This window comes from Algoriphagus boseongensis (assembly GCF_004362805.1).
In the GTDB taxonomy this organism is placed as follows: domain Bacteria; phylum Bacteroidota; class Bacteroidia; order Cytophagales; family Cyclobacteriaceae; genus Algoriphagus; species Algoriphagus boseongensis.
The window spans coordinates 153568-175544 of record NZ_SNYF01000006.1; the positions used below are offsets into that span (position 1 = coordinate 153568).

8 protein-coding genes are annotated in these 21977 nt (G+C 43.2%); all 8 read left to right on the forward strand.

Annotated elements, in window-relative coordinates:
* Positions 1–16 precede the first annotated feature (16 nt).
* The 8 genes from DFQ04_RS18485 (at position 17) to DFQ04_RS08310 (ending at position 21817) form a co-directional block, all read left to right on the forward strand.
* A complete protein-coding gene (locus DFQ04_RS18485; protein ID WP_133554685.1) occupies positions 17–4216 on the forward strand; it encodes an ATP-binding protein in 4200 nt (1399 codons plus the stop codon).
* Positions 4203–10031 (forward strand): ATP-binding protein, encoded by a 5829-nt coding sequence (locus DFQ04_RS08280; RefSeq protein WP_133554687.1) that lies wholly within the window; start codon positions 4203–4205, stop codon positions 10029–10031. The genes DFQ04_RS18485 and DFQ04_RS08280 overlap by 14 nt, the downstream gene beginning before the upstream one ends.
* A complete protein-coding gene (locus DFQ04_RS08285; protein WP_133554689.1) occupies positions 10028–13378 on the forward strand; it encodes a sensor histidine kinase in 3351 nt (1116 codons plus the stop codon). Before DFQ04_RS08280 ends, DFQ04_RS08285 begins: the two co-directional genes overlap by 4 nt.
* Positions 13378–14538: an FIST signal transduction protein gene (locus DFQ04_RS08290; RefSeq protein ID WP_133554690.1), complete on the forward strand. Its 1161-nt coding sequence runs from the start codon at positions 13378–13380 to the stop codon at positions 14536–14538. Before DFQ04_RS08285 ends, DFQ04_RS08290 begins: the two co-directional genes overlap by 1 nt.
* Before the next feature lies 1 nt (position 14539).
* Complete coding sequence (locus DFQ04_RS08295) at positions 14540–15679, forward strand: FIST N-terminal domain-containing protein (RefSeq protein WP_133554692.1); 1140 nt, start codon at positions 14540–14542, stop codon at positions 15677–15679.
* A gap of 24 nt (positions 15680–15703) precedes the next feature.
* A complete protein-coding gene (locus DFQ04_RS08300) occupies positions 15704–16843 on the forward strand; it encodes an FIST signal transduction protein (protein ID WP_133554694.1) in 1140 nt (379 codons plus the stop codon).
* Entirely contained in the window at positions 16844–17890 is a 1047-nt protein-coding gene (locus DFQ04_RS08305; RefSeq protein ID WP_133554696.1) for a sensor histidine kinase, read from the forward strand.
* 192 nt (positions 17891–18082) lie between these two features.
* Entirely contained in the window at positions 18083–21817 is a 3735-nt protein-coding gene (locus DFQ04_RS08310) for an ATP-binding protein (RefSeq protein ID WP_133554698.1), read from the forward strand.
* Positions 21818–21977: the final 160 nt, after the last annotated feature.

Sequence of the window (21977 nt, forward strand, 5' to 3'; positions counted from 1 at the left end):
GAATTTTCAATCGATTATGAAACTAAGCCCAAGCGAAGAACAAGAGATTCTCCAATTGATGGAGGACTATTGGAACAGCTATTTTGAAGGAAATTTGGAAAAATGGGCTTCCTATATTCCAGACCATTACAGAAACATAGGCACCACCCAAGAGGAAATCTGGGAGAATAAAAAACAGATTGTGGACTATACCCGCAGGATATTTGACCAGATGGTGGGTATGGCTGATTTTAGAAATAAGACTGCCCAAGTCATCACCTATGATCCACATGTGATGGTTCATGAGATCGGAGATCTATTCGTCAAAGCAGAAGAAGACTGGGTTTATTATGCTCCATTTCGCCTTTCTTCCTTATTGGAGAAAACGGAGGAAGGATGGAAAATCCTCCACCAGCATGGTTCTTTTCCCGATCTAAAAGCTGCAGAAGGAGAAGCTTTTGGCCTGGATGCAGTCAAAGCCGAAAACGAGCGCCTCAAAAAGGCAGTGGAAGAAAGAACCCTTGAACTGGAGCTACAAAAAAAGGAGCTTGAAATCGAGGCGGCATTGGAGAGAGTTCGCTCCAAAAGTTTGACCATGCACCAAACCAGTGAATTACAATCTGTCATTCATACGGTGCATGAAGAATTGCTCAAATTGAACCTCTCCATTTTTGGAGGATCCTTTATCGTGATCAATAGTGAGCTTGATAATGAAATCAAATGCTGGGGTGCTGGGGGAACGGCAGACACCTCGAATGAAGTCCATATTCCACGATTTGAAAAGCCATTCTACACCAACCTGCTCGAAGGGATAAAAAAAGGTCCGGGTTTCTTCACAGAGAAATATTCTGCAGCAGAAAAAGAGGAGTTTTTCGCCTTTCTATTTACACATGAACCTTGGTCGAAACTGAGCACTGAGGAGAAAAAAAAGACGCTGGAAGCAAAGACAGCATATACTAGGTCTTGCGCAGTGTCGAAGCATACCAGCATTTTTATCATCAATCAGGCAGGCGTTCCGTTCTCTGTAGCAGATAATGCGATCCTGAAAAGGTTCGGTAAAGTCTTTGAGCAATCTTACACCCGCTTTTTGGATCTTCAAAAAGCTGAAGCCCAAGCAAGGGAAGCACAAATTGAGGCCTCACTGGAAAGGGTAAGAGCCACTTCATTAGCCATGCATACCTCTCAGGATTTGAGCAAAGTGGTCTATGTGGTATTTACAGAGTTGGTCAAACTCGATGCGCAACTTGATCGATGCCTCATCCTGACCGTCAATCCCGAGACCTTAGGCATCACCTGGTACCTCACTGGCAAAGAAGGCTTGCTTTCCAATAATGGATTTTTGGTGGAGAATAACCCCCACCCTTCCCATCAAGCCTATTTGGAAGGTTGGCGGACCAAACGTAAAAAGTGGCATTACCTGCTTGAGGGGGAGGAAAAAAAGAGTTGTGATAAATACCTTTTTTCACAAACTGAACTCGCCAAATTGCCGGATTTTATCAAAGCTGACATGGCTGCTGTAGAATCCATTCATCTGACCATCTCATCTGATGATTTTGGTTGTCTGATAGCGAGTAGCATATCTCCTTTGCCGGAAGCCCATGCCGGAATAGTGGACAGGTTTACTTCGGTTTTTAACCAAACCTACACCCGCTTCCTCGATCTTCAAAAAGCTGAAGCCCAAGCTAGGGAAGCTCAGGTTCAACTTGCTTTGGAAAGGGTTAGAGCTAGGACCATGGCCATGCAAGGCAGTGAGGAGCTTGCAGAAGTTTCCTATTTGTTGAACAAGCAAGTGGTAGACTTGGGTATACCTACCCGGGGCTGCGCCTTCAATATTTACGATGAAAACGATTCTCTGGAGTGGTTTAGCAATCTAGAAGGCACTTTGCCTACCTACAGAACTCCGAGAGAAAATATCTTTCTCAAGTACTACGAGGCTGGGCAGCGAGGGGAATCTCTGTTGATTGAGGAATTCGGCGGAGAACGGATTAAGGAACACTATAAATATTTAGCTACGCTTTCTACCAATGACAATAAGGAAGAAAAAATAGCAGCTGGAGTAGCCAAAGTTCCGGATTCCCAAATAGACCATGTGGCCTATTTCAAGTACGGTTACCTATTGTTCATTACGCTGGTGCCAGCTCCGGAGGCTCATGAAATATTCAAGCGTTTTGCCAAAGAATTTGAACAAACCTATACCCGCTTTCTAGACCTTCAAAAAGCAGAAGCCCAAGCCCGCGAATCTAAAATAGAATTATCCTTGGAGAGAATCCGGGCCCAAGTAACCTCCATGCAAGAGTCATCCGATCTCTTTGATATCGTGGTCACAATGCGCAAAGAGTTTGTCTCATTGGGATACCAAGCAGACTATTTTTGGCATATGCGGTGGACTCCTGAGCAGTATGAGATGTCCATGACCTCAGAAGATGGCAACCGAATCGGGATGGTAATCAATGTTCCAAAATTTGTACATGATGATATTCCAAGATTGGCTGAGTGGGAAAAGAGTGATTCCAACCTATTTGTCTTAGACCTTAATGGGCCAGAAGCTTGGGACTATATAGAAAAAATGAATACCTATGGCAAGTATGAGCAAGTAGACCCTCATGCGCCATCGGAAGAAGATATTTTAGCGATAGGAGGACTGACTTTTATAATCGCAAGGACCTCCCACGGTGAAATTGGATTCAGCCTACCAGGACAAGTTCCCGAGCCCCCTAAAGAATCTCTAGAAACCCTCATCCGTTTTGCTAAAGTATTTGGGATTGCATACAAGAGATTTGAAGATCTTAAGAAAGCAGAGGAGCAAGCACGTGAAGCTAAGATAGAATTATCCTTAGAGAGAATACGGGCAAAAGTCTCCTCCATGCAGGAATCCACTGAGCTCCTGGACATCATGGTCAGTATTAGAAAGGAATTTGTCTCCTTAGGCCATGCAGCAGATTATTTTTGGTACATGCGCTGGCTGCCGGATAAGTACGAAAAGGCTATGACCTCAGGCGACGGAAGCCAAGTGGGGATGATCATGACCCTGCCCAGACACATACATGGCGATATTCCATTAGTGGCAAATTGGGAAAAAGGTCAAGAACCCACCTTGGTATTTCCAATGGATGTGGAAACGGCAATGGTCTATGTAGACAAAATGATTTCTCTGGGTGATTTTGAATTGGTGGATCCGAATTCACCTACATTGGAAGATATCCAGCACATCGGAGGACTCACTTTTGTCATGGCGAGAACTTCCCAAGGAGAAATTGGGTATAGCCTTCCGGGTGAAGTTCACAATCCTCCTGAGGAAGCAGTCAAGACCCTTGCCCGATTTGCCGGGGTATTTGATTTGGCCTATGCCCGATTTGAGGATTTGAAAAAAGCAGAACGTGACTTGGTGGAGATCAAAAAAGCCAAGAAAAAGGCTGAGGAAGCACTGGCCGAATTGAAATCCGCCCAAGCCCAATTGATCCAGTCTGAAAAGATGGCTTCTTTGGGTGAACTCACCGCTGGGATTGCCCACGAGATTCAGAACCCGCTCAACTTTGTGAATAACTTCTCCGAAGTAAGTGGGGAGTTGATTGATGAAGCGCAGCAAGAAATAGATAAAGGCGATTTGGAAGAAATCAAATTTATTCTTCAGGATCTCAAAGACAACCTGTCCAAAATCAACCATCATGGAAAACGGGCTGGCTCCATCGTCAAAGGAATGCTGGAACACAGCAGAAAAAGTGAGGGTAAAAAAGAACTGGTAGACCTCAATGCGCTTGCCGATGAATGCCTCAAACTCGGCTTTCATGGGCTTCGGGCCAAAGACAAATCCTTTTCCGCCGATTTTAAAACAGATTTTTCTACAGCTCTACCCCAGATTTCTATAGTCAGACAGGATATTGGCAGAGTCCTGCTAAATCTTGTCAATAATGCATTCTATGCAGTCCATGATTTTGGAAAAACTCAGAACTCGGATTTTAAACCAATAGTGTCTATATCCACTCGCAAAGAAGGAAACCAACTAGAAATCTGCGTCTCAGATAACGGAAAGGGTATCCCAGAGCATATCCTGGATAAAATTTTCCAACCTTTTTTTACTACCAAACCTACCGGGGAAGGCACCGGGCTCGGACTTTCATTGAGCTATGATATCATCAAGGCACATGGAGGGGAATTAACAGCCATTAATCTTTCTGGAGGCGGTGCCCAGTTTAAAATCACTTTACCAGTTGTCAACGCATCCGATGGAGAAAAATAAGAGGCAATTATTGGAAAAAACCTTCCGCCAATTCATGAAAACAGGACTTGAAGGAGATAATCCTGGCCTGATAAAAAAGTTGGTGGATGAAAGAGTAATGGGTTTTGGAACAGCCATCGATGAAAAAGTAATAGGAAGCCAAGGGTTGATCTCTCTGATTGAAACTCAAAAAAAGCAAGCTGAAGGATTGGATATTTCTTGGAGGCATGAACCTATGGATAGGTTTATTTCTGATGATGAAAATACCGCAGTTTTTGCCGATGACATCTTTTTGATAGTTAAGACTGAATCTGAAGAGTTAGAGATGTACATGCGGTTTTCTACAGTCTTGAATTACAGCAATACCGAATGGAAAGTAATCCATTGGCACGGCTCCAAGCCTGAGGAAGTAGAAAGTGATAAGGACACTTGGGGCATAGAAAACTGGAAACAAAAAGCGGAAGAACTTGAACGGCTGGTAGCAGAGAAAACGGCCGATTTGGTTGAAAAAAACCGGGAGCTCGAAATTGAAGCGGCTTTGGAACGGGTTCGGTCGATGACAATGGCCATGCATTCCAGTACAGATATAGGGGCCTGTATCCTAAAAATGTTTGAAGAACTCACTTTTTTGGGCGTAGACGAGGGAACGCGCTTCGGTATTGGAATCTTAAATCACAATAACGAGAACAACCAACTTTGGACAGCTCGAAGGGATGGAGAAGAAGTCAAAATGCATATCGGAAATCTGGATATGACTTCCCATCCATTATTGAAAAAGGCCCGGAAGGCTTGGAAAGAGCAAGTTCCTTTTCATCAATATGTCTTGGAAGGACAGGATTTAATGGATTATTACCAGATGCTGAATAATGCACCCGACTACAAAATCCATATCCCTCTGGAAAAATTACCCAAAAAGGAGATCCAGCATTGTTTCATATTCGAGCATGGGTTTTTTTATGCCTTCAGCCCGAATGAATTCAACCCTGAATTAATTCAAATCACCCAACGATTCAGTTCGCAGTTTTCCCAAACCTATAGACGGTATTTGGATCTTCAAAAAGCAGAGCAACAAGCTCGGCAGGCTCAGATTGAAGTAGCTGTGGAGCGGGTTCGGGCCCAATCTATGGCCATGCACCATCCGGATGACCTCAATAACGTAAATAAAGAACTACTCGCTCAGCTGAAATGGCTACAGATTCAAGGACTCTCGGGGGTTACCTTTTACCTGGTTGGTCAGGATGGATGGGTAAAAGCCTGGGATTTTTCAAGCCCGGGAAATATTGGAGACCAAACCAGCTATACAATTCATTTCGACTATACCAAGTATGAAATGCTGGGATTTCCATTTAAAACCTTGCTCCAAACGGACCTGGATTACTTCGTAGCAGATTACCCACTTGAAAAACTGAAGAAGGCTGTCTGGGAGTTTGAAGAAATCGATAAAGCAATTGCCAATATTCTTAAAGAGGCTTTATCAACCGGAGCATTGACCCATCAATGGACGGCTTGTGCCAGAATATCTAATGGATTGCTAGGTGTCGATCTGGTCGATTCACCCAATGAAGACACCAAAGCCATTGTATTAAAAATGGCTGGCGCATTCAACCAAGCATACACACGCTTTCTCGATCTTCAAAAAGCAGAAGCACAGGCAAGGGAAGCTCAGATTGAAGCAGCTTTGGAAAGAGTTAGATCAAGATCGATGGCCATGCACAAGAGTGAAGAACTCAAAGAAGTTATTCAGTTATTGTTTGAGCAATTTCGCTTATTAAATTTCAAAATTGACTCAGCGCAATTTGACCCTAATTATAAGGATAACGATGACCTCAACCTTTGGGCAGCAGCACCCGGTCAGCCCTACTCCATATTGCTGAATATTCCGTACGTTGACAGTCCTTTATTTAATTCAATTAAGGAAGCAAAGAAAAGAGGGCTATCATTTATTACACAGAAGTTATCCTACGAGGATAAAAATCAATTTTTCCGGCACTTCTTCCAGCATATCAAAAATATTCCTGCAGCAAGACAAAAATTAATTTTTGATAGTCCGGGTATGTACCGGGCTGTAGTCTTCATGGAAAATGTTTCGCTTGCCATCCAAAACTACTCAAACACTCCTTATTCAGAGGAAGAAAATGAAGTGCTCAAACGATTTGGTAAAACCTTTGAACAAGTTTACACCCGCTTTCTTGATCTTCAAAGAGCCGAAGCACAGGCAAGAGAAGCCGAGATCGAATTAGCCTTGGAAAGAGTCAGGGCAAGGACCATGGCCATGCACAAAAGTGAGGAGCTGGCAGAAACTGCTGCTGTCCTTTTCGAGCAACTTCGGATTCTTGGCAATACCCCTGAAAGAATCAATTTGGGGATTTTTAAAGAGGAGGAAAATCTCATTGAATGGTGGATCACTACTCAAGATGGTCATCTGATTGAAAAAAGCTTTATAACTAAGTTTCAGGATCACCAGGTTTTGAAAGGAATGTTTAAAGCCTGGAAAGAGAAGAAAAAGTCCGATGTAATCAACCTAAAAGGGGATGAGGTAAAGGATTGGGTCCAATACATTACCACAGTTTTAGGAATGCCTGTGAACCCGGAATTGGTCAAAGAGCAAAGATTTTTATCCTCTGCTTATTTTTCTCAAGGTTTGATTGGCACAACCACCTCGACTCCCTTACCAGAGGAAACCATTAGCCTGCTGGAAAGATTTGCCTCCGTTTTCCAACAAACCTACACCCGCTTCCTTGATCTTCAAAGAGCTGAAAAGCAGACCAGAGAAGCCCGGATCGAAGCAGCTTTGGAAAAAATCCGTTCCCGTACCATGGGCATGCAAAGCAGTGCCGAGCTGCCTGAAGTGGCCAACCTGCTTTTTTTGGAAATACAGGCATTAGGCATCCCAGCATGGAGCTGTGGGTATAATATTCTGGCAGAGGATAAAAAAACGGCCACCTGTTGCATGAGTAGTGAAGGCACCCTTCAAACCCCATTTCAGCTTCGCCTTTGGGGAGAGGCGTCTTTTGATGAGATGAGAAAATTCATTCTGAGTGATAATACGATGTTGGTTCAGGAGGTTGGAGGTAAAGCCTTGGAGGAGCACTATACCCACATGAAATCTTTCCCGGACCTGAAGCCCACTTTTGACGAAATTGAAAGGCTTGGGCTTTCATTACCGACCTATCAGATCAATCACCTATGTAAATTCAATCAGGGATTTATTCTGTTCATCACCTATGAACAAGTTCCCGAAGCGTATGACATTTTCAAGCGCTTTACCAAAGTATTTGACCAGACCTATACCCGATTCCTTGACCTCCAAAAAGCCGAAGCACAGGCTAGAGAATCACAAATTGAAGCTGCATTGGAGCGTGTAAGAGCCCAAGCCATGGCTATGCATCGTACAGAGGATCTCGGAAAAACAATCCGTTCTTTTTATGAACAACTCAGTGGTCTGATCCAGTCGAAAATTGTACGCTGTGGAGCAGGTTTGTTGACGAAAAATCATACAATGGCTATCATGTCCACGGCCAGCCAAAATGCAGCAGGAGAAACTTACAATGTCAAAGGGTCCATTGACATGAGTGGAAATCCTTTGCTGAAAGAAACCTATTCCCATTGGTTGAGACAGGAAGAATACCACGGAGTTCTTCGTGGAAATGAGATCAAAACTTATTACCAATACCTGACCAATCAGATTGCCATACCTAATAATAACCAGGGAGACGAATTGCACTTATACTTCCCGATGTTTAGTGAAGGGTCAATTTATTTGGTAACCACCCAAGAGGTGCCAGAGGAAGAGTTAAAGGTATTTCGCCGGTTTAGTTCTACAATCAGTCTGGCATACCGCAGATTTAATGACCTAAAGAAAGCTGAAGAACAGGCCAGAGAAGCGCAGATTGAAGCTTCCTTAGAACGAGTACGAAGCCGTACCCTAGCCATGCAGAAGTCGGATGAATTAGCTGAAACTGCCGCGATCCTTTTCCAGCAATTGATCCAATTGGGGATAGAACCCAATCGCCTCTATATTGGAATCATCAAGGACAATTCCAGCGAAACCGAATTCTGGACCACCGAGGAAGATGGCAGCAAAATCAGCACGGCCTATACCACTGACCTGCTGAATAATGCCAGCTTCACAAAAATGTACGAGGGATGGAGAAGGAAGGAAAAATCCACCGTGGTGGATATTCAGGGAAAAGAGCTCAAGGAATATATTGACTACTTGACCAGCCTTAATATTCCGTTTAAGGATGGGAAAAAACAGACCCGCAGAATCCAATACCTCGCCTACTTTGCCAAAGGGTTTATCGGTATGGCTTCCCCGGATGAGCAGCCAAGGGAATCCATGGAAATTCTCGAGAGATTTGCCTATGCTTTCAACCTGACCTTTACCCGTTTCAATGACCTGAAAGTAGCCGAAGCACAAGCGAGACAAGCCCAGATTGAAGTAGCTTTAGAACGGGTGCGTGCCCGAGCTTTGGCCATGCAAGAGCCTGAGGAACTGAAAGAAGTGGCGAAGGTGCTCCGCCAGGAAATGGGAACCTTAGGCGTGGAGGAATTGGAGACCAGTAGTATCTATATTCATGATCCAGGTTCAGATCTATCAGAGTGCTGGTATGCCATCAAGGATATCCGGAAAGGAAAGACCAAGCTCGTTTCGGATCACTTTGCCCTCAATCTTTCGGCAACCTGGGTTGGCAGGAAAATGCTTGACTTATTTGAGTCATCTGAGACAAAGTCCTCCATTGTCATGACCGGCAAAAACCGCCTTGAATGGATTCGCTATTGTGAAGAAAACTCCAAACCTCTCCAAGGCTATTATGGAGAAGACATTCCGGACCGAACCTATCATTTGTATAAGTTTTCTCACGGAGCGATTGGAGCTGCTTCGGCTGGAGAAATTTCCCAAGAAAGCTGGGATTTGCTGAAGAGAGCCGCTACAGCTTTCTCCCTAGCCTATTCACGATTTAAGGATTTGACTCAGGCTAGGATTGACCTTTTGAAATTGAAAGAGGAAAAGCAAAGAGCAGAAACGGCTTTGACAGAATTGAAAGCCGCCCAATCTCAACTGGTACAAGCGGAGAAAATGGCCTCGCTTGGAGAGCTGACCGCTGGCATTGCCCATGAGATCCAAAATCCGCTAAACTTTGTCAATAACTTCTCCGAAGTCAGTGCCGAACTGATAGACGAGGCTCAGGGAGAAATCGAAAAAGGAGACTTGGAAGAGATCAAGTTTATTCTTCAAGATCTGAAAGACAACCTTACCAAAATCAACCATCACGGAAAGCGAGCTGGATCCATCGTCAAGGGAATGCTGGAACACAGCCGAAAATCTGAAGGGAAGAAGGAACTCACCGACCTGAATCAATTGGCCGATGAATGCCTGCGCTTAAGTTTTCATGGACTCCGTGCAAAGGACAAAAGCTTCTCGGCAGACTTCAAAACAGAATTTGATCCGAATCTTCCCAAGCTGGAAGTGGTAACTCAGGACATGGGTAGAGTGCTGCTCAATCTGATTAACAATGCTTTCTATGCGGTCAATGAAAAAGCAAAGGATAATCGTGAGGGATTTAAACCACAAATCATTGTTTCCACCCAACTATCGGGGGCTGAAATTGAGATTAGTGTGAAAGACAATGGGAATGGAGTGCCTGATTCCATCAAAGACAAAATCTTTCAACCATTCTTCACTACCAAGCCGACTGGTTCAGGGACTGGATTGGGATTATCCTTATCTTATGATATTGTAAAGGCCCATGGAGGGGAGTTGAAGTTGGAGACTAAGGTCGGCGAGGGAACTGATTTTCAAATTTTGTTACCTTTTAATCCAACCGAAAAATGAGATCAACACTCGATGATTTTTCACATAAGATATCGCTGGCGCTATTCATGCTTGCGTTTATGTGTACCCAAACAGCCTATTCCCAACTTTCCGTCAATAACTTGAATTGGTACACCGAAAAGGATGGATTGCCCGGCACCCAGGTAAATAAGGTTATTGTTGACCAATTTGGATATGTCTGGATCGGAACCATCAATGGTCTGGCGCGCTTTGACGGATACAGTTTCAAACGCTTTTACCAAAATCCCAATGATCCAGGATCTATCAATGGATTGGTGGTCTGGTCACTTTTCGAAGACAGCAAGGGCAGGATTTGGGTGGGTTCACAGCCAGGGGTCTTAAACCTTTATCATCCATCTACACAATCATTCCGCAATTTTACCTTTGGGGATTTATTTGATTCGGAAGTGAATATTGAGGTAGGTATTGTCGACATTGTGGAGGATAAGTCAGGCAGGATTTTTTTTGGATTGACATCCAACTACGGGGAAACCATCACCTCTTCCTTGCTCTACTTTGATGAAAAAGAGGAAAAATTGAAAAATGTTCCGGCGTCAAAGAGATTAAATATCAATAATGTAAAAAGCATGGCCGCCGATAGTGAAGGCGGAGTCTGGGTCAGCTGTTATAGTGGGTTATACAAATTAGATAGTTCGGGCACTCTGGTCAATTTCAATCCGCAACCGGACCCAGGGAGCGTTTTCTTAAGCAATGAATTTGATACCCAATTGCGTGGGGATGATTATGGAAATGTCTGGGGCGTTACCAATGTGGGACGGTTGTTTCGGATCGATGTTCAGACCAATCGATTGGAAATAGTGGCTGCTGCCAATGATTTGGGCAGCTATTTTTTCAACAATCTGGTGATCGACAGGAGCGGGACAATCTGGTTGGGCACAGAACGTGGTATCTTCAAGTTTGACCCCAAAACCAAGGAGATGATTGGTTTGGATGACACAGAGAGTCGGGACTTCCAGTATTCGGCAGTCAATACGCTTGCCCTGGATTCCTTTGGATCTTTATGGATCGGAACAAATTCAACTGGATTGTTTAAGTATGAAGAAAAGGCGATGTTCAGGTCTTATTCTAATCGGCGGGATGACCCCTTGTCCCTGACCAGCGGCTGGGTCAACAACATACATGAACTTAAAGATGGAAAAGTATTGGTCACGACTTCGGGTGGTGGATTCAATATTGTTGATTTACTAAAAAATGAAATCAAACCACTGCCCTATGAGACTATCCTTCCGCGAACAAATACTGCCTTTGGCCTGATCGAGCATTCGCCCGGAGAGATCATTTTCAGTTCGAATGACGGTTTTTTTCAGTTTAGCTACCCGAGCAATCAAGTGAAAAGAATCAACCTTCCTGGAATTCCGTCGAATACGCTCATCCAGTATTTTCTACATGATCGGCAGGGGTATCAGTGGGCATTCACTATGCAGGGGATATATAGAAAAAATGGAGCTGATGTTGAATTTCAGAAAGCAAAGGTTGATATCGATCCCAGTGATGAAAACAGCATTAGGTCCGCTACGCAGGCCATTGAAAGCCAAATGCACGGCCTTTGGATTATTACAAATGATGGCCTGTTTCTATACGACTACAAGTCTAACCGGGTCAACCGGATGGGGCGCGATCCCTACAAGGGAGACGTTTTGCTCACGCAAGACGTGAATGCGCTTTATGAAGACCCTTCTGGAACTGTTTGGGTAGGTACCTGGCAGGGAGGTTTGAGCCGCTTTGATGTGAAAGCCGGGAAAATCAAGACCTACACTATTGATGATGGCCTGCCTTCCATGAGCATTCAGGCAATTATCGCAGATGAGAAAAACCGGTCGCTCTGGCTCAGCACATTTGAGGGATTGAGCCGTTTCGATGTCGAAACCGAGAAGTTTTACAATTATTCAATCGATGAGGGCATACAGGGCCAACAGTTTGCCGATAGGTCTTACTTGAAGACAAGTGATGGGAAATTTCTGTTTGGAGGTTCTAATGGCATCACTGTATTCGATCCCGAATCCGTCAGGAAAGACTCAAAACCTCCCATAGTATTCCTTACCGATTTCAAATTGTTCAACAAATCGCTTGTTGTCGGAGAAAACTCCCTCCTTAGCAAACCGATATATGAAACAGAGTCGATCGCGTTGGCACATGATCAAAACAACATTTCGATCGAGTTTACTGCACTGCACTTCAGCAACCCGGCGAAAAATCGCTTTGCTTATAAGCTGGAGAAATTTGATAATGACTGGCGGGAAATCTCATCGTTGCAGAGTGCTTATTATCCCAATCTTCCGCCCGGAGAATATATCTTCCGAGTAAAGGCCGCCAATAACAACGGTGTGTGGAATGAAGAAGGCGCCACATTGGCCATTTTGGTTAGAGAGCCATGGTGGAATACGATATGGGCTTATAGTCTTTATGGTGTACTTTTCCTTGCGGGTGTTTTTGGTACAGATCGGTATTTGAGAAACCGTATCATCAAGAAGGAGCGGGAGCGTACCCAAGCCAGAGAACTGGAACATGCCCGCGAAATCGAAAAAGCCTACTCAGATCTCAAATCCACCCAAGCCCAACTCATCCAATCAGAAAAGATGGCTTCACTTGGCGAGCTAACCGCAGGCATCGCCCATGAGATTCAGAATCCGCTGAACTTTGTGAATAACTTCTCCGAAGTCAGCAATGAATTGCTGGACGAACTCGATCAGGAAATCGAAAAACAAGATTGGGAAGAAGTCAAAGCCATCAAGGGAGACCTGAAGGATAACCTCTCAAAAATAACCCAGCACGGAAAGCGAGCCGATGCCATTGTAAAAAGCATGCTGGAGCACAGCAAAAGGGGAACTGGAACGAAAGAGCCAACTAATCTCAATGCTTTGGCAGATGAATTCTTGCGGTTAAGTTACCAATCCTTTTTAGCTAAAGAGCCTGAATTTACCTGCGAACTCAAAACAGAATTTGATCCAAACTTGCCCAAGGTGTCAGTCATCCCTCAGGACATGGGGAAGGTGCTGCTCAATCTTTTGAACAATTCTTTTTACGCTTGTGCTGAAAATGCAACCCTTCGACAAGCTCAGAGTGACGTTGGGTATAAGCCTGAAGTAAAAATCAGGACTAGTAGGACCGAAAATGGGGTAGAAATATCCGTTTCGGATAATGGTTCGGGCATTCCCGACTCGATCAAAGACAAGATCTTCCAACCCTTCTTCACCACCAAGCCAACAGGTTCTGGGACTGGATTGGGATTATCACTATCTTATGATATTGTGAAAGCGCATGGAGGGGAATTAAAAATAGAGTCTTCAAGTACAGAGGGCACAACTTTTAAAATCAGACTGGTCTAATGAAAGCAAAATCCATTTCCGGGAAATCGCCTGAAGAAATTCAACTTGCTTTGAATACCTCTTTGGTTGATGGATTTACCCCAACAGTTGCTTTCGTTTTTATGTCCGTCAAACAGGATAGAAAAGCGGTCAGTGAAATCCTTGCCCGACATAACATTGACATTTTCGGGGCTACTTCCTGTGGAGAGTTTGTAAACGGTAATCAAAGCAGTGGTGAAATTGCTATCCTATTGCTGGATTTGGCAAAGGATGCTTATTCCATCTTATTCGAGGAAATCGGAATGGAAAGCATGGAGGAGACTGCCAAAAAAGTGGCAAATTCTGCCCTTTCCCTGTTTGCCAATCCTTCTCTGATAGTTTGCAGTACAGGTGTAACGCCTTCTTCAGAATTATTCGACGGAATAGACCTAGTCCATGAATTATCAGCAGCATTAGGGAAGGAAAAAATCTTTTTCGGGGGAATGGCTGGGGATGATTTTAACTTAACAGGCACGGCAGTTTTTACCAAAAACCAAGAAACAGACCATGGCCTTATCGCTATAGTTTTGGACGCTGATAGAGTCTCATTCAACGGAATGGCCATTACGGGCTGGAAACGATTGGGGATTTCGAGGAAAGTGACCCAATGCAAGGGAAAGCTTCTTTATACCATTGACGATAAGCCTGCAGTGGACATGTACCTGAATTACCTGGGCAAGGGAAAGGAAGGGGAAAACCGGGAGTTCGATGTACTGAACGAGCTGTCCTTCTATTACCCTTTCATCGTGGAAAGGGATAACGGGGAGGATATTCTTATCAAATCACCCATGAGTATTGACTATGAAGAAAATGCGCTAGTCATGGATATGGAGATGATTGAGGGGGAAAAGTTTTGGTTTGCCATACCTCCAGATTTTGATATTGTTCAGGAGATTACCGATGAAGCAAGTAAGGTCAGGGAGGAATTGGGCCAGGATGCAGACGCCTTGTTGATATTTTCTTGTGCAGGTAGAGAACCGGCTCTCGGGCCGCTGGTGACTATGGAAAATGAAGGATTAGCAGAGATATGGAATAGTCCTATGGCAGGGTTTTTTACTTACGGGGAATTTGGAAGGGCAAAAAATTGTGGTCAAAACTTTCATTCTACAGCATGCTGTTGGGTGGCTTTGAAAGAAAAATGAGATGAAAGCAAAATCAATCCATGGGAAAACGCCAAAAGAAATCCAAAAGGCATTGGATGAAAGCAAAGGGGATGGATTCAAACCGACCCTAGCCTTCATCATCATAAGCAAGATGGATGATGCGGAACCACTCCACGCTATTTTTGAGCAAGAGGGCATTGCAATTTTCGGAATAACCTCCCTCCAAAAATTTTCCGAAGACGGAATTACGGAAGAGGATATCCTGATCCTGCTCTTGGACATAAAATCAGACCACTTCAAAATAGTAATGAACGGTTACGAGGGATCGTCTGTCTACGAAGCCGCCTATCATGCAGGCATATCCGGGAAGACCACTTTTTCAAATCCAGGATTCATCATTGCACCGGTGAATAATGTGCTTTCCCACGATGAGCTAATTAGAGGATTGACGGATGCGGCAGGCCATGATATCATGATCGCGGGTGGCGGCACCGGTGATCCGGCTGATTTTTCAGGGGTCCTTTTTACCAATGATTCATCAAGTAAAGGAGGCTTGCTTACACTTATTCTTGATCAGGACAAGGTTGCGATCAGCGGTCTGGCAGTTTCAGGCTGGAAGGCGGTAGGTACGATGAAAAAAATCACGAAATGTGAAGGTGACTGGGCACTGACCATTGACCATGAGCCGGCGATGCAGGTCATTCAAAGATTCTTAGGGAAGGATATAGTAAGGGAAAATTCAGAAGGAAGTGGATTTATTCCAACCGACCTAGGCTATCCCTTACAGTTTGAGAGAGCATCAGGAAACCCGATCATGAAACCCGCGCTATTTTTTAATCCTGCCGATCAATCCGTCATGATTGGAGGGGGTGTAAAGGAGGGAGATCAATTCCGTTTTTCTCTGCCGCCGGATTTTGATGTCATTGACAAAGTGGTAGAAACCACTAGGATTTGTAAAGAAAAGGAGATGCCGGATGCCGATGCCTTGATGGTCTTTTCCTGCGTAGGAAGATTGGGAACTTTTGGTCCTTTGATCTCCACAGAAATAGAAGGACTGGCATCTACTTGGGGCAAACCAATGATAGGCTATTTCTCATTGGGAGAATTTGGAAAATTAGATGAAGGCCGCTGTGAATTTCAGGGTACGACAGTAAGCTGGGTGGCATTGAAAGAAAAATAGTTTTACTCAAAAAACACTGAACCCATGATAGCGAAATCAATCAAAGGTGCATCACCTGAAGAAATTAAAACTGAATTGGAGGCCAGTATGGCGGATGGTTTCAAACCCAGCCTTGCCATTGCTTTTGTTTCCGTCAAACAAGACCTCCATGCCATCTGCGAAATATTGGACGAAGCAGGTTTGGCCATTTTTGGGGCTACTACAAACGGCGGTTTTATGGATGAAGAAGTAGTATTAGGAGAAGCAGCTATCATGCTTTTAGACATGAATCAGGCATATTTCCAAATCTATTTTGAGGAATATCCACTAAAGAATTACCGAGAAGTGGCAGCAGGCATTGCAAAAAAGGCTTTGAAGGATTTTTCCAACCCTGCATTTCTAATGGCAGGCAGCCATATGGAAACCGATGCTGAGCAATTGCTTTTTGGCTTCGAAGATGTCATAGGCAAGCAAGTGAATATTTACGGTGGGATGGCAGGCGATGATTTCTCTTTTACCAATCAATTTGTTTTCACCAACACTCAAGAATCTAAAAGAGGTGTTATCGTCTTAGCGATTGATGAGAATAAAATAAAAATAAGGGGTAGGGCCACCTGCGGTTGGAAAGCAGTGGGCACGGAACGAACCGTAACCAAGAGTGATGGTAATCATGTTTTTACGGTAGATGATGTTCCTGTCCTCGACCTCACCGCGAAATATGGTGGCTTAGAAAATATAACACCCGAGAATGGTGGATTTTCCATAGAGGTGGCGGCTCAATTTCCGTTGCAGTTGCAACGGGAAGTCGGGGACCCGGTCATGAGGCCTGGCCTGCTGGTAGACTGGAGTGATCATTCATTTTACTGCAGTGGCTCAGTACCGCAAGGATCCAAAGTACGCTTTTCTCTGCCTCCGGATTTTGATGTGATCGATAAGGTAATTAAAGCATGCGAAGAGCTGAAGGCAACAGAAATAGAAGAAGCAGATGCATTGGTTATTTTTAGTTGTGCAGGAAGGTATATCACGCTGGGTCCATTGATTGGGGATGAAATTGAAGGCATGCGCAACGTATGGGATGTGCCTATGGTAGGCATGTTTAGTAATGCAGAACTGGCACGTGCAACCGGGGGAAATCTGGAGATGCATAATCTCACCACCTGTTGTGTAGTACTGAAGGAAAAATAAATGAACATACATCTTCAACATATTCTCGACACACTACTTCAGATTGAAGCCATCTCTGATGAGCAAAAATCAGCGCTAAATAAATCCCTGAAGGATGCGGATAAAGAGTTGACTATTTTGGAATTCAAACTTGACCGCACCGAGAAAGTAAAACGTACCACTGCCATTTTACTGGAAGAAACCATTGAAGAGTTAGAGCTGAAAAGGAAAGCAGTAGAAGAAAGTAATGAAGCCCTTCAAAAAACACTTGAGGATCTAAAAGCAGCTCAAGCCCAACTCATTCAGCAAGAAAAACTTGCCTCCCTTGGACAGCTCACGGCAGGTATCGCCCATGAGATTCAGAACCCGCTGAACTTTGTGAATAATTTTTCAGAGTTAAGTACAGACTTGATTGAAGAAATGAGGGAAGAGCTTGCTGCTGGTAATGGACAAGCAGCGGAGGAAATTGCAGAGGATCTAAAAGCCAATCTGAGCAAAATCAATCATCACGGCAAACGGGCAGATGCAATCGTAAAAAGCATGCTCGAGCACTCCAAAACAGGTACAGGACAAAAAGAACTCACAGACATCAACAAGCTTATAAGCGAAATTACCCAGTTAGCTTATCGAAATCATCAAGCAAAAGATCAGTCTCTTGAGGTGAATTTGAATTTTATGCTGGATCCAGGTCTCCCACAGGTTGAAGTCATCCCCTCAGATTTGGGAAAAGTCATACTCAATTTGGTCAATAATGCGCTTTATGCCTGTGGAGAAAAGGCAACCCTTCTCCAAACTCAAGGTGACGGAGGTTATAAACCTGAGATAATAGTATCCACAAATAAAACCTCTTCAGGAATTGAGATTTCAATAAAAGACAATGGAATTGGCATTCCAGAGGCTATCAAAGACAAGATCTTCCAACCTTTCTTCACCACCAAACCCACAGGGTCTGGGACTGGTTTGGGATTATCCTTATCCTATGATATAGTGAAAGCCCATGGTGGAGAGTTGGGATTAGAAAGTAAAGAGGGTGAAGGGAGTATCTTTCGTGTTATTTTACAAGGGTAGTCCTCTTTGGTCATCCAAATTTTATTAGGAAAAAGGAGCTATTTTCAAATGATTTTAGGGATTCTTTGTCGGTAAATCTCTAAAAATGAGTAACTTTTTCCATCCATAGTTCAATTTCCGATTGGAGAGTTCGGTCATTGAGATAAGGGTAAGTTCAATTCTTCATTTTTACATTATACCCTTAATCAGCATATGGCTCCAAGTATTCCTATAAGAAAGATCATCTCAGGTAAATCTCTGCTTCTTTTGGCCTTTCTACCTTTAACATTCTTTTCCTGTAGCCAAAGAGAAGAAATCCCTTTTCCTGAAAACCCAAATGGTTGGGAAACCCCAAAACCAATTCCCTTTTCTTTTCCAGCCGAACAAACTATTCAGTGGGATACCATAGATTCACAGTATGCCCCTAAAAAGACTACCTTCCCTTTTGTGATTTCACAAATGCCTTCCAAACCATTTGTAGTCAATGATTTTAAACCCCTAGCCAATCCTATAACAGAAATTCCTTTTGATAGAGATCAACTTAAAAAGATTGAAATTAATTGGGACACCTTAAAATCGAATCCCATTAAGGTCCGGAAATTTCTATCAGATCCTCCTAGGATTCTTGCAGCAAGCAACCCTTCAGTTTGGAGAGGAGGCACTTCCGGAATGGTAAAACTTGGTCAAGCTGAGGGAATGATTGGAAACAGAATCCTTGCCATGGCTTCCGACTCCCTAGGGGTAACTTGGATCACCACCGAGCAGGGCCTACATAAGTACGACGGGGAGTTTTTTTCCTTTTATAACTTCTTTCAAAAAGATGTAACAGGCGCTATCGAGACGCTTTCAGATCTCATTATGGAGGAAGATGGAAGTCTTTTGATTTCCAGCCAAAGCTCTGGAATCTACCGCTTTAATCCCAACTTGGATTTGGTGGAACACTACCAAATGAGTCATGGATTTATCCGTATCAAACGTGATAAATCCGGTCAACTTTGGGGGGCGATCAACACTCTTTACAAAATTGATTTGGCTGAAAAAAAGGAAACTCCCCTTCCAATTTCTTCTCCAAATAATGACCTAAGTGTATCCTTCGGTGTGGAAGAAGATAGAGATAATAACCTATGGGTGGGGTACAACAACACCATTGGAATAGTATCTCCAGATCGAAAAAGCATTTCTCTGATTGGTATAAATGAAGGCTTGCAAATTGGGGTTCCATTTGAATTTTTGGAAGATAAAACAGGAACCTTATGGATTTCCAGTTTTAGTCCAAATGCACATGGAATTTCTCTAAAAGATCAAAAAATAAAGAAAATTGGCTCGGAACAAGGATTTAATGGCCAACCGTTTTCAATTAACCAAGACTTCAAAGACCGTCTTTGGTTTAGTGCTAATGACACCATTTTTGTATTGGACCCTATTCAGCAAACCTCTAGAAAAATCCATACTGGGTCTACACTTCGAAGAACGCAATTTCCTCCAGCTTCTCAATTAAAAGAAGACGGGATGTTGCTTCAGGGAACTCAGGCTGATGGTATTTTAATATACGATACCAAGGGAATGATGCCCGAACATTTCACCACCGATCAGGGCCTGGAAAGCAACGATGTTTGGGGAATTGCGGAGGACGATCAAGGTAGGGTATATCTTTCTACTTATGCTGGATTAGATATCTATGATCCAAAAACCAAGAGACTCCACCTTTTCAAATTACCCTCCACTATTTCCACTAATAGCTCTAGGAGAATTAGGAACATTGGAGAGCGAAAATTTCTCTATACTGCTGTAGGTGGATTTGGAATTTTTGATTTAGACACTCAAAAAATCGATTGGTATGATAGTCGGAATACCGATATAAATACTGTTTTTTTTAACGGTTTGGTATCTAAGGACAATAAATTCTGGTTTGGAGGAGGACTTGGGGTTAATGTTTTTGATCCGGTTAGCGGAATTTGGCTAAGCTTGGGAAAGGCTCAAGGGCTTGCAGGTAATTTAGCCTTTGTTTTGGAGGAAGATCGCCAAGGAAGAATATGGGTAGCTTCAGATACCGGACTAAGTATCCTAGATCCAGTCAAAAATACCATTAGAAATATCAAAAAGGAATCAGGTCTACCTAGTGATTATACCTCAATGATCTATCAAAATGAGGCAGGAGAAATGATTGTGGGTACTGATGAGGGGCTTTCAATATTCAATCCAACTTTCTCTGAAATCACTCATATTGGCTTAAAAAACGGACTTATACCACCCGCTTTATATGATATTGTAGAAAATAAAGGAATCATTCACATTGGTTCAGAAAGAGGAATCATTCGCGTTTTTAGACCTACCGAGCAAATGCCATCCCAGCCTTGGGAATTTTACAATTATGGAATTGCAGAAGGATTCCCTTATGTAGATTTCAATCAATCCACAGCCAAGGTTCTTCGAAATGGTCAAGTCTGGTGGGGAGCATCTCCTATTTTAACTGCTACACTTCAAGAGCCTATTTTAGATCTAAGTCCGCCCAAAGTTCATCTTTCGGGTATCAAAATCATGGATCAGCAAAACCACTTTATTCGCATAGCTGATATCAAAGAAAAACTGGGTAAAGAAGATACCCTTTGGACTTCGAATGAAGGGAAGTTTTTTTTAGCAGATGGCCTTCCAGCAGATTCAGGGTATTACGTGAATAACAAATTTAGATGGGAAGGCACACTAAATTTCACCGGGCTTCCTATTAACCTAGAAGTTCCTCATGATCAAAATTCAATAAGCTTTGAATTCGTAAACTCTACCCCCAGAGGAAGAGATAAAATCCAGTACAGCTACATATTAGAAGGAATGGATAACTCTTGGTCCAAGCCCAGTTCAAAATCCACTTCACGAATTTATTATAACCTGACACCAGGGACCTACACCTTCAAAGTAGCCTCTTCTGATTTTAATCGAAGATGGAGTGCTCCTGATACTTTTACGTTTACCGTCCTTCCCCCATGGAACCAGACTTGGTGGGCTTATTTAATTTTCTTGGGTATTGGTGGAGGAATAATTTACAGTGTGGTTCAGGTTCGGTCAGCCTATCTAAAAAAGGAAAATCGAGTTTTGGAAGAAAAGGTCCAGCATAGAACCGAGCAGCTCAAAAAATCTCTTGAGGATCTGAAGACCACTCAATCTCAATTGATCCATTCGGAAAAAATGGCCTCACTCGGGGAGCTAACTGCAGGAATCGCCCATGAAATCCAAAATCCGCTCAATTTTGTAAACAACTTTTCAGAGGTGAGTGCGGAGCTTTTGGATGAATTGAATGAGGAGATCGAACAGGGAAATATGGAAGAAGTCAAAGCCATTGCAGAAGACCTGAAAGACAATCTGGTCAAAATCTCCCATCACGGAAAAAGAGCTGATTCCATCGTCAAAGGAATGCTTGCACATAGCCGGGGAAATTCCAGCCAAAAAAGTCCTACTGAACTTAATGCCTTATTGGATGAATGTTTGAGGCTAAGTTTTCATGGCTCAAAGGCCAAGGACAAGGGGCTAAAGTCGGATTTCAAATTGGATCTGGATCCTGAACTTCCAAAAATAGAAGCAGTACAACAGGACTTAGGTCGGGTTTTTCTCAATTTGATCAACAATGCCTTCTATGCCGTGAATGATCGCTCCAAAACTGCTGGTTCTGAATTCACCGGAATAGTGACCGTTTCCTCCAAGTATAACCCTCCAAAAGAGAATAAAGAAGGGGAGATCCTTATATCCATTGCAGACAACGGATCAGGAATTCCAGACTCCATCAAAGACAAGATCTTCCAACCTTTCTTTACCACAAAGCCCACTGGGCTAGGAACGGGGCTGGGTTTAAGTTTGAGTTATGATATTCTCAAAGCTCATGGAGGAGAATTAAAAGTCGAAAGTCAGGAGGGAAGGGGGACAGAATTCACCATTCGGTTTACATTGAATATTGACTAATTTTTAGTTTATGAAATTTTTTGGATTAGGCATTTTTTCTGCCTTTCGATAATTTAATAAATTGAAAATCAACATTTTTTTGAAAGGAATTTGGTAGATTCGACTACCAACTGTTTTTAAAAGGAATTGGATTTAAAAAAGATTCCTTGATTACCTGCCT

What these genes read in the sequence shown, in the direction of transcription:
- DFQ04_RS08295 (WP_133554692.1), top strand. Translation starts at nt 14,540, where the DNA reads ATGAAAGCAAAATCAATCCATGGGAAAACGCCAAAAGAAATCCAAAAG.
- DFQ04_RS08310 (WP_133554698.1), top strand. Translation starts at nt 18,083, where the DNA reads ATGGCTCCAAGTATTCCTATAAGAAAGATCATCTCAGGTAAATCTCTG.
- DFQ04_RS08300 (WP_133554694.1), top strand. Translation starts at nt 15,704, where the DNA reads ATGATAGCGAAATCAATCAAAGGTGCATCACCTGAAGAAATTAAAACT.
- DFQ04_RS08305 (WP_133554696.1), top strand. Translation starts at nt 16,844, where the DNA reads ATGAACATACATCTTCAACATATTCTCGACACACTACTTCAGATTGAA.
- DFQ04_RS18485 (WP_133554685.1), top strand. Translation starts at nt 17, where the DNA reads ATGAAACTAAGCCCAAGCGAAGAACAAGAGATTCTCCAATTGATGGAG.
- DFQ04_RS08280 (WP_133554687.1), top strand. Translation starts at nt 4,203, where the DNA reads ATGGAGAAAAATAAGAGGCAATTATTGGAAAAAACCTTCCGCCAATTC.
- DFQ04_RS08290 (WP_133554690.1), top strand. Translation starts at nt 13,378, where the DNA reads ATGAAAGCAAAATCCATTTCCGGGAAATCGCCTGAAGAAATTCAACTT.
- DFQ04_RS08285 (WP_133554689.1), top strand. Translation starts at nt 10,028, where the DNA reads ATGAGATCAACACTCGATGATTTTTCACATAAGATATCGCTGGCGCTA.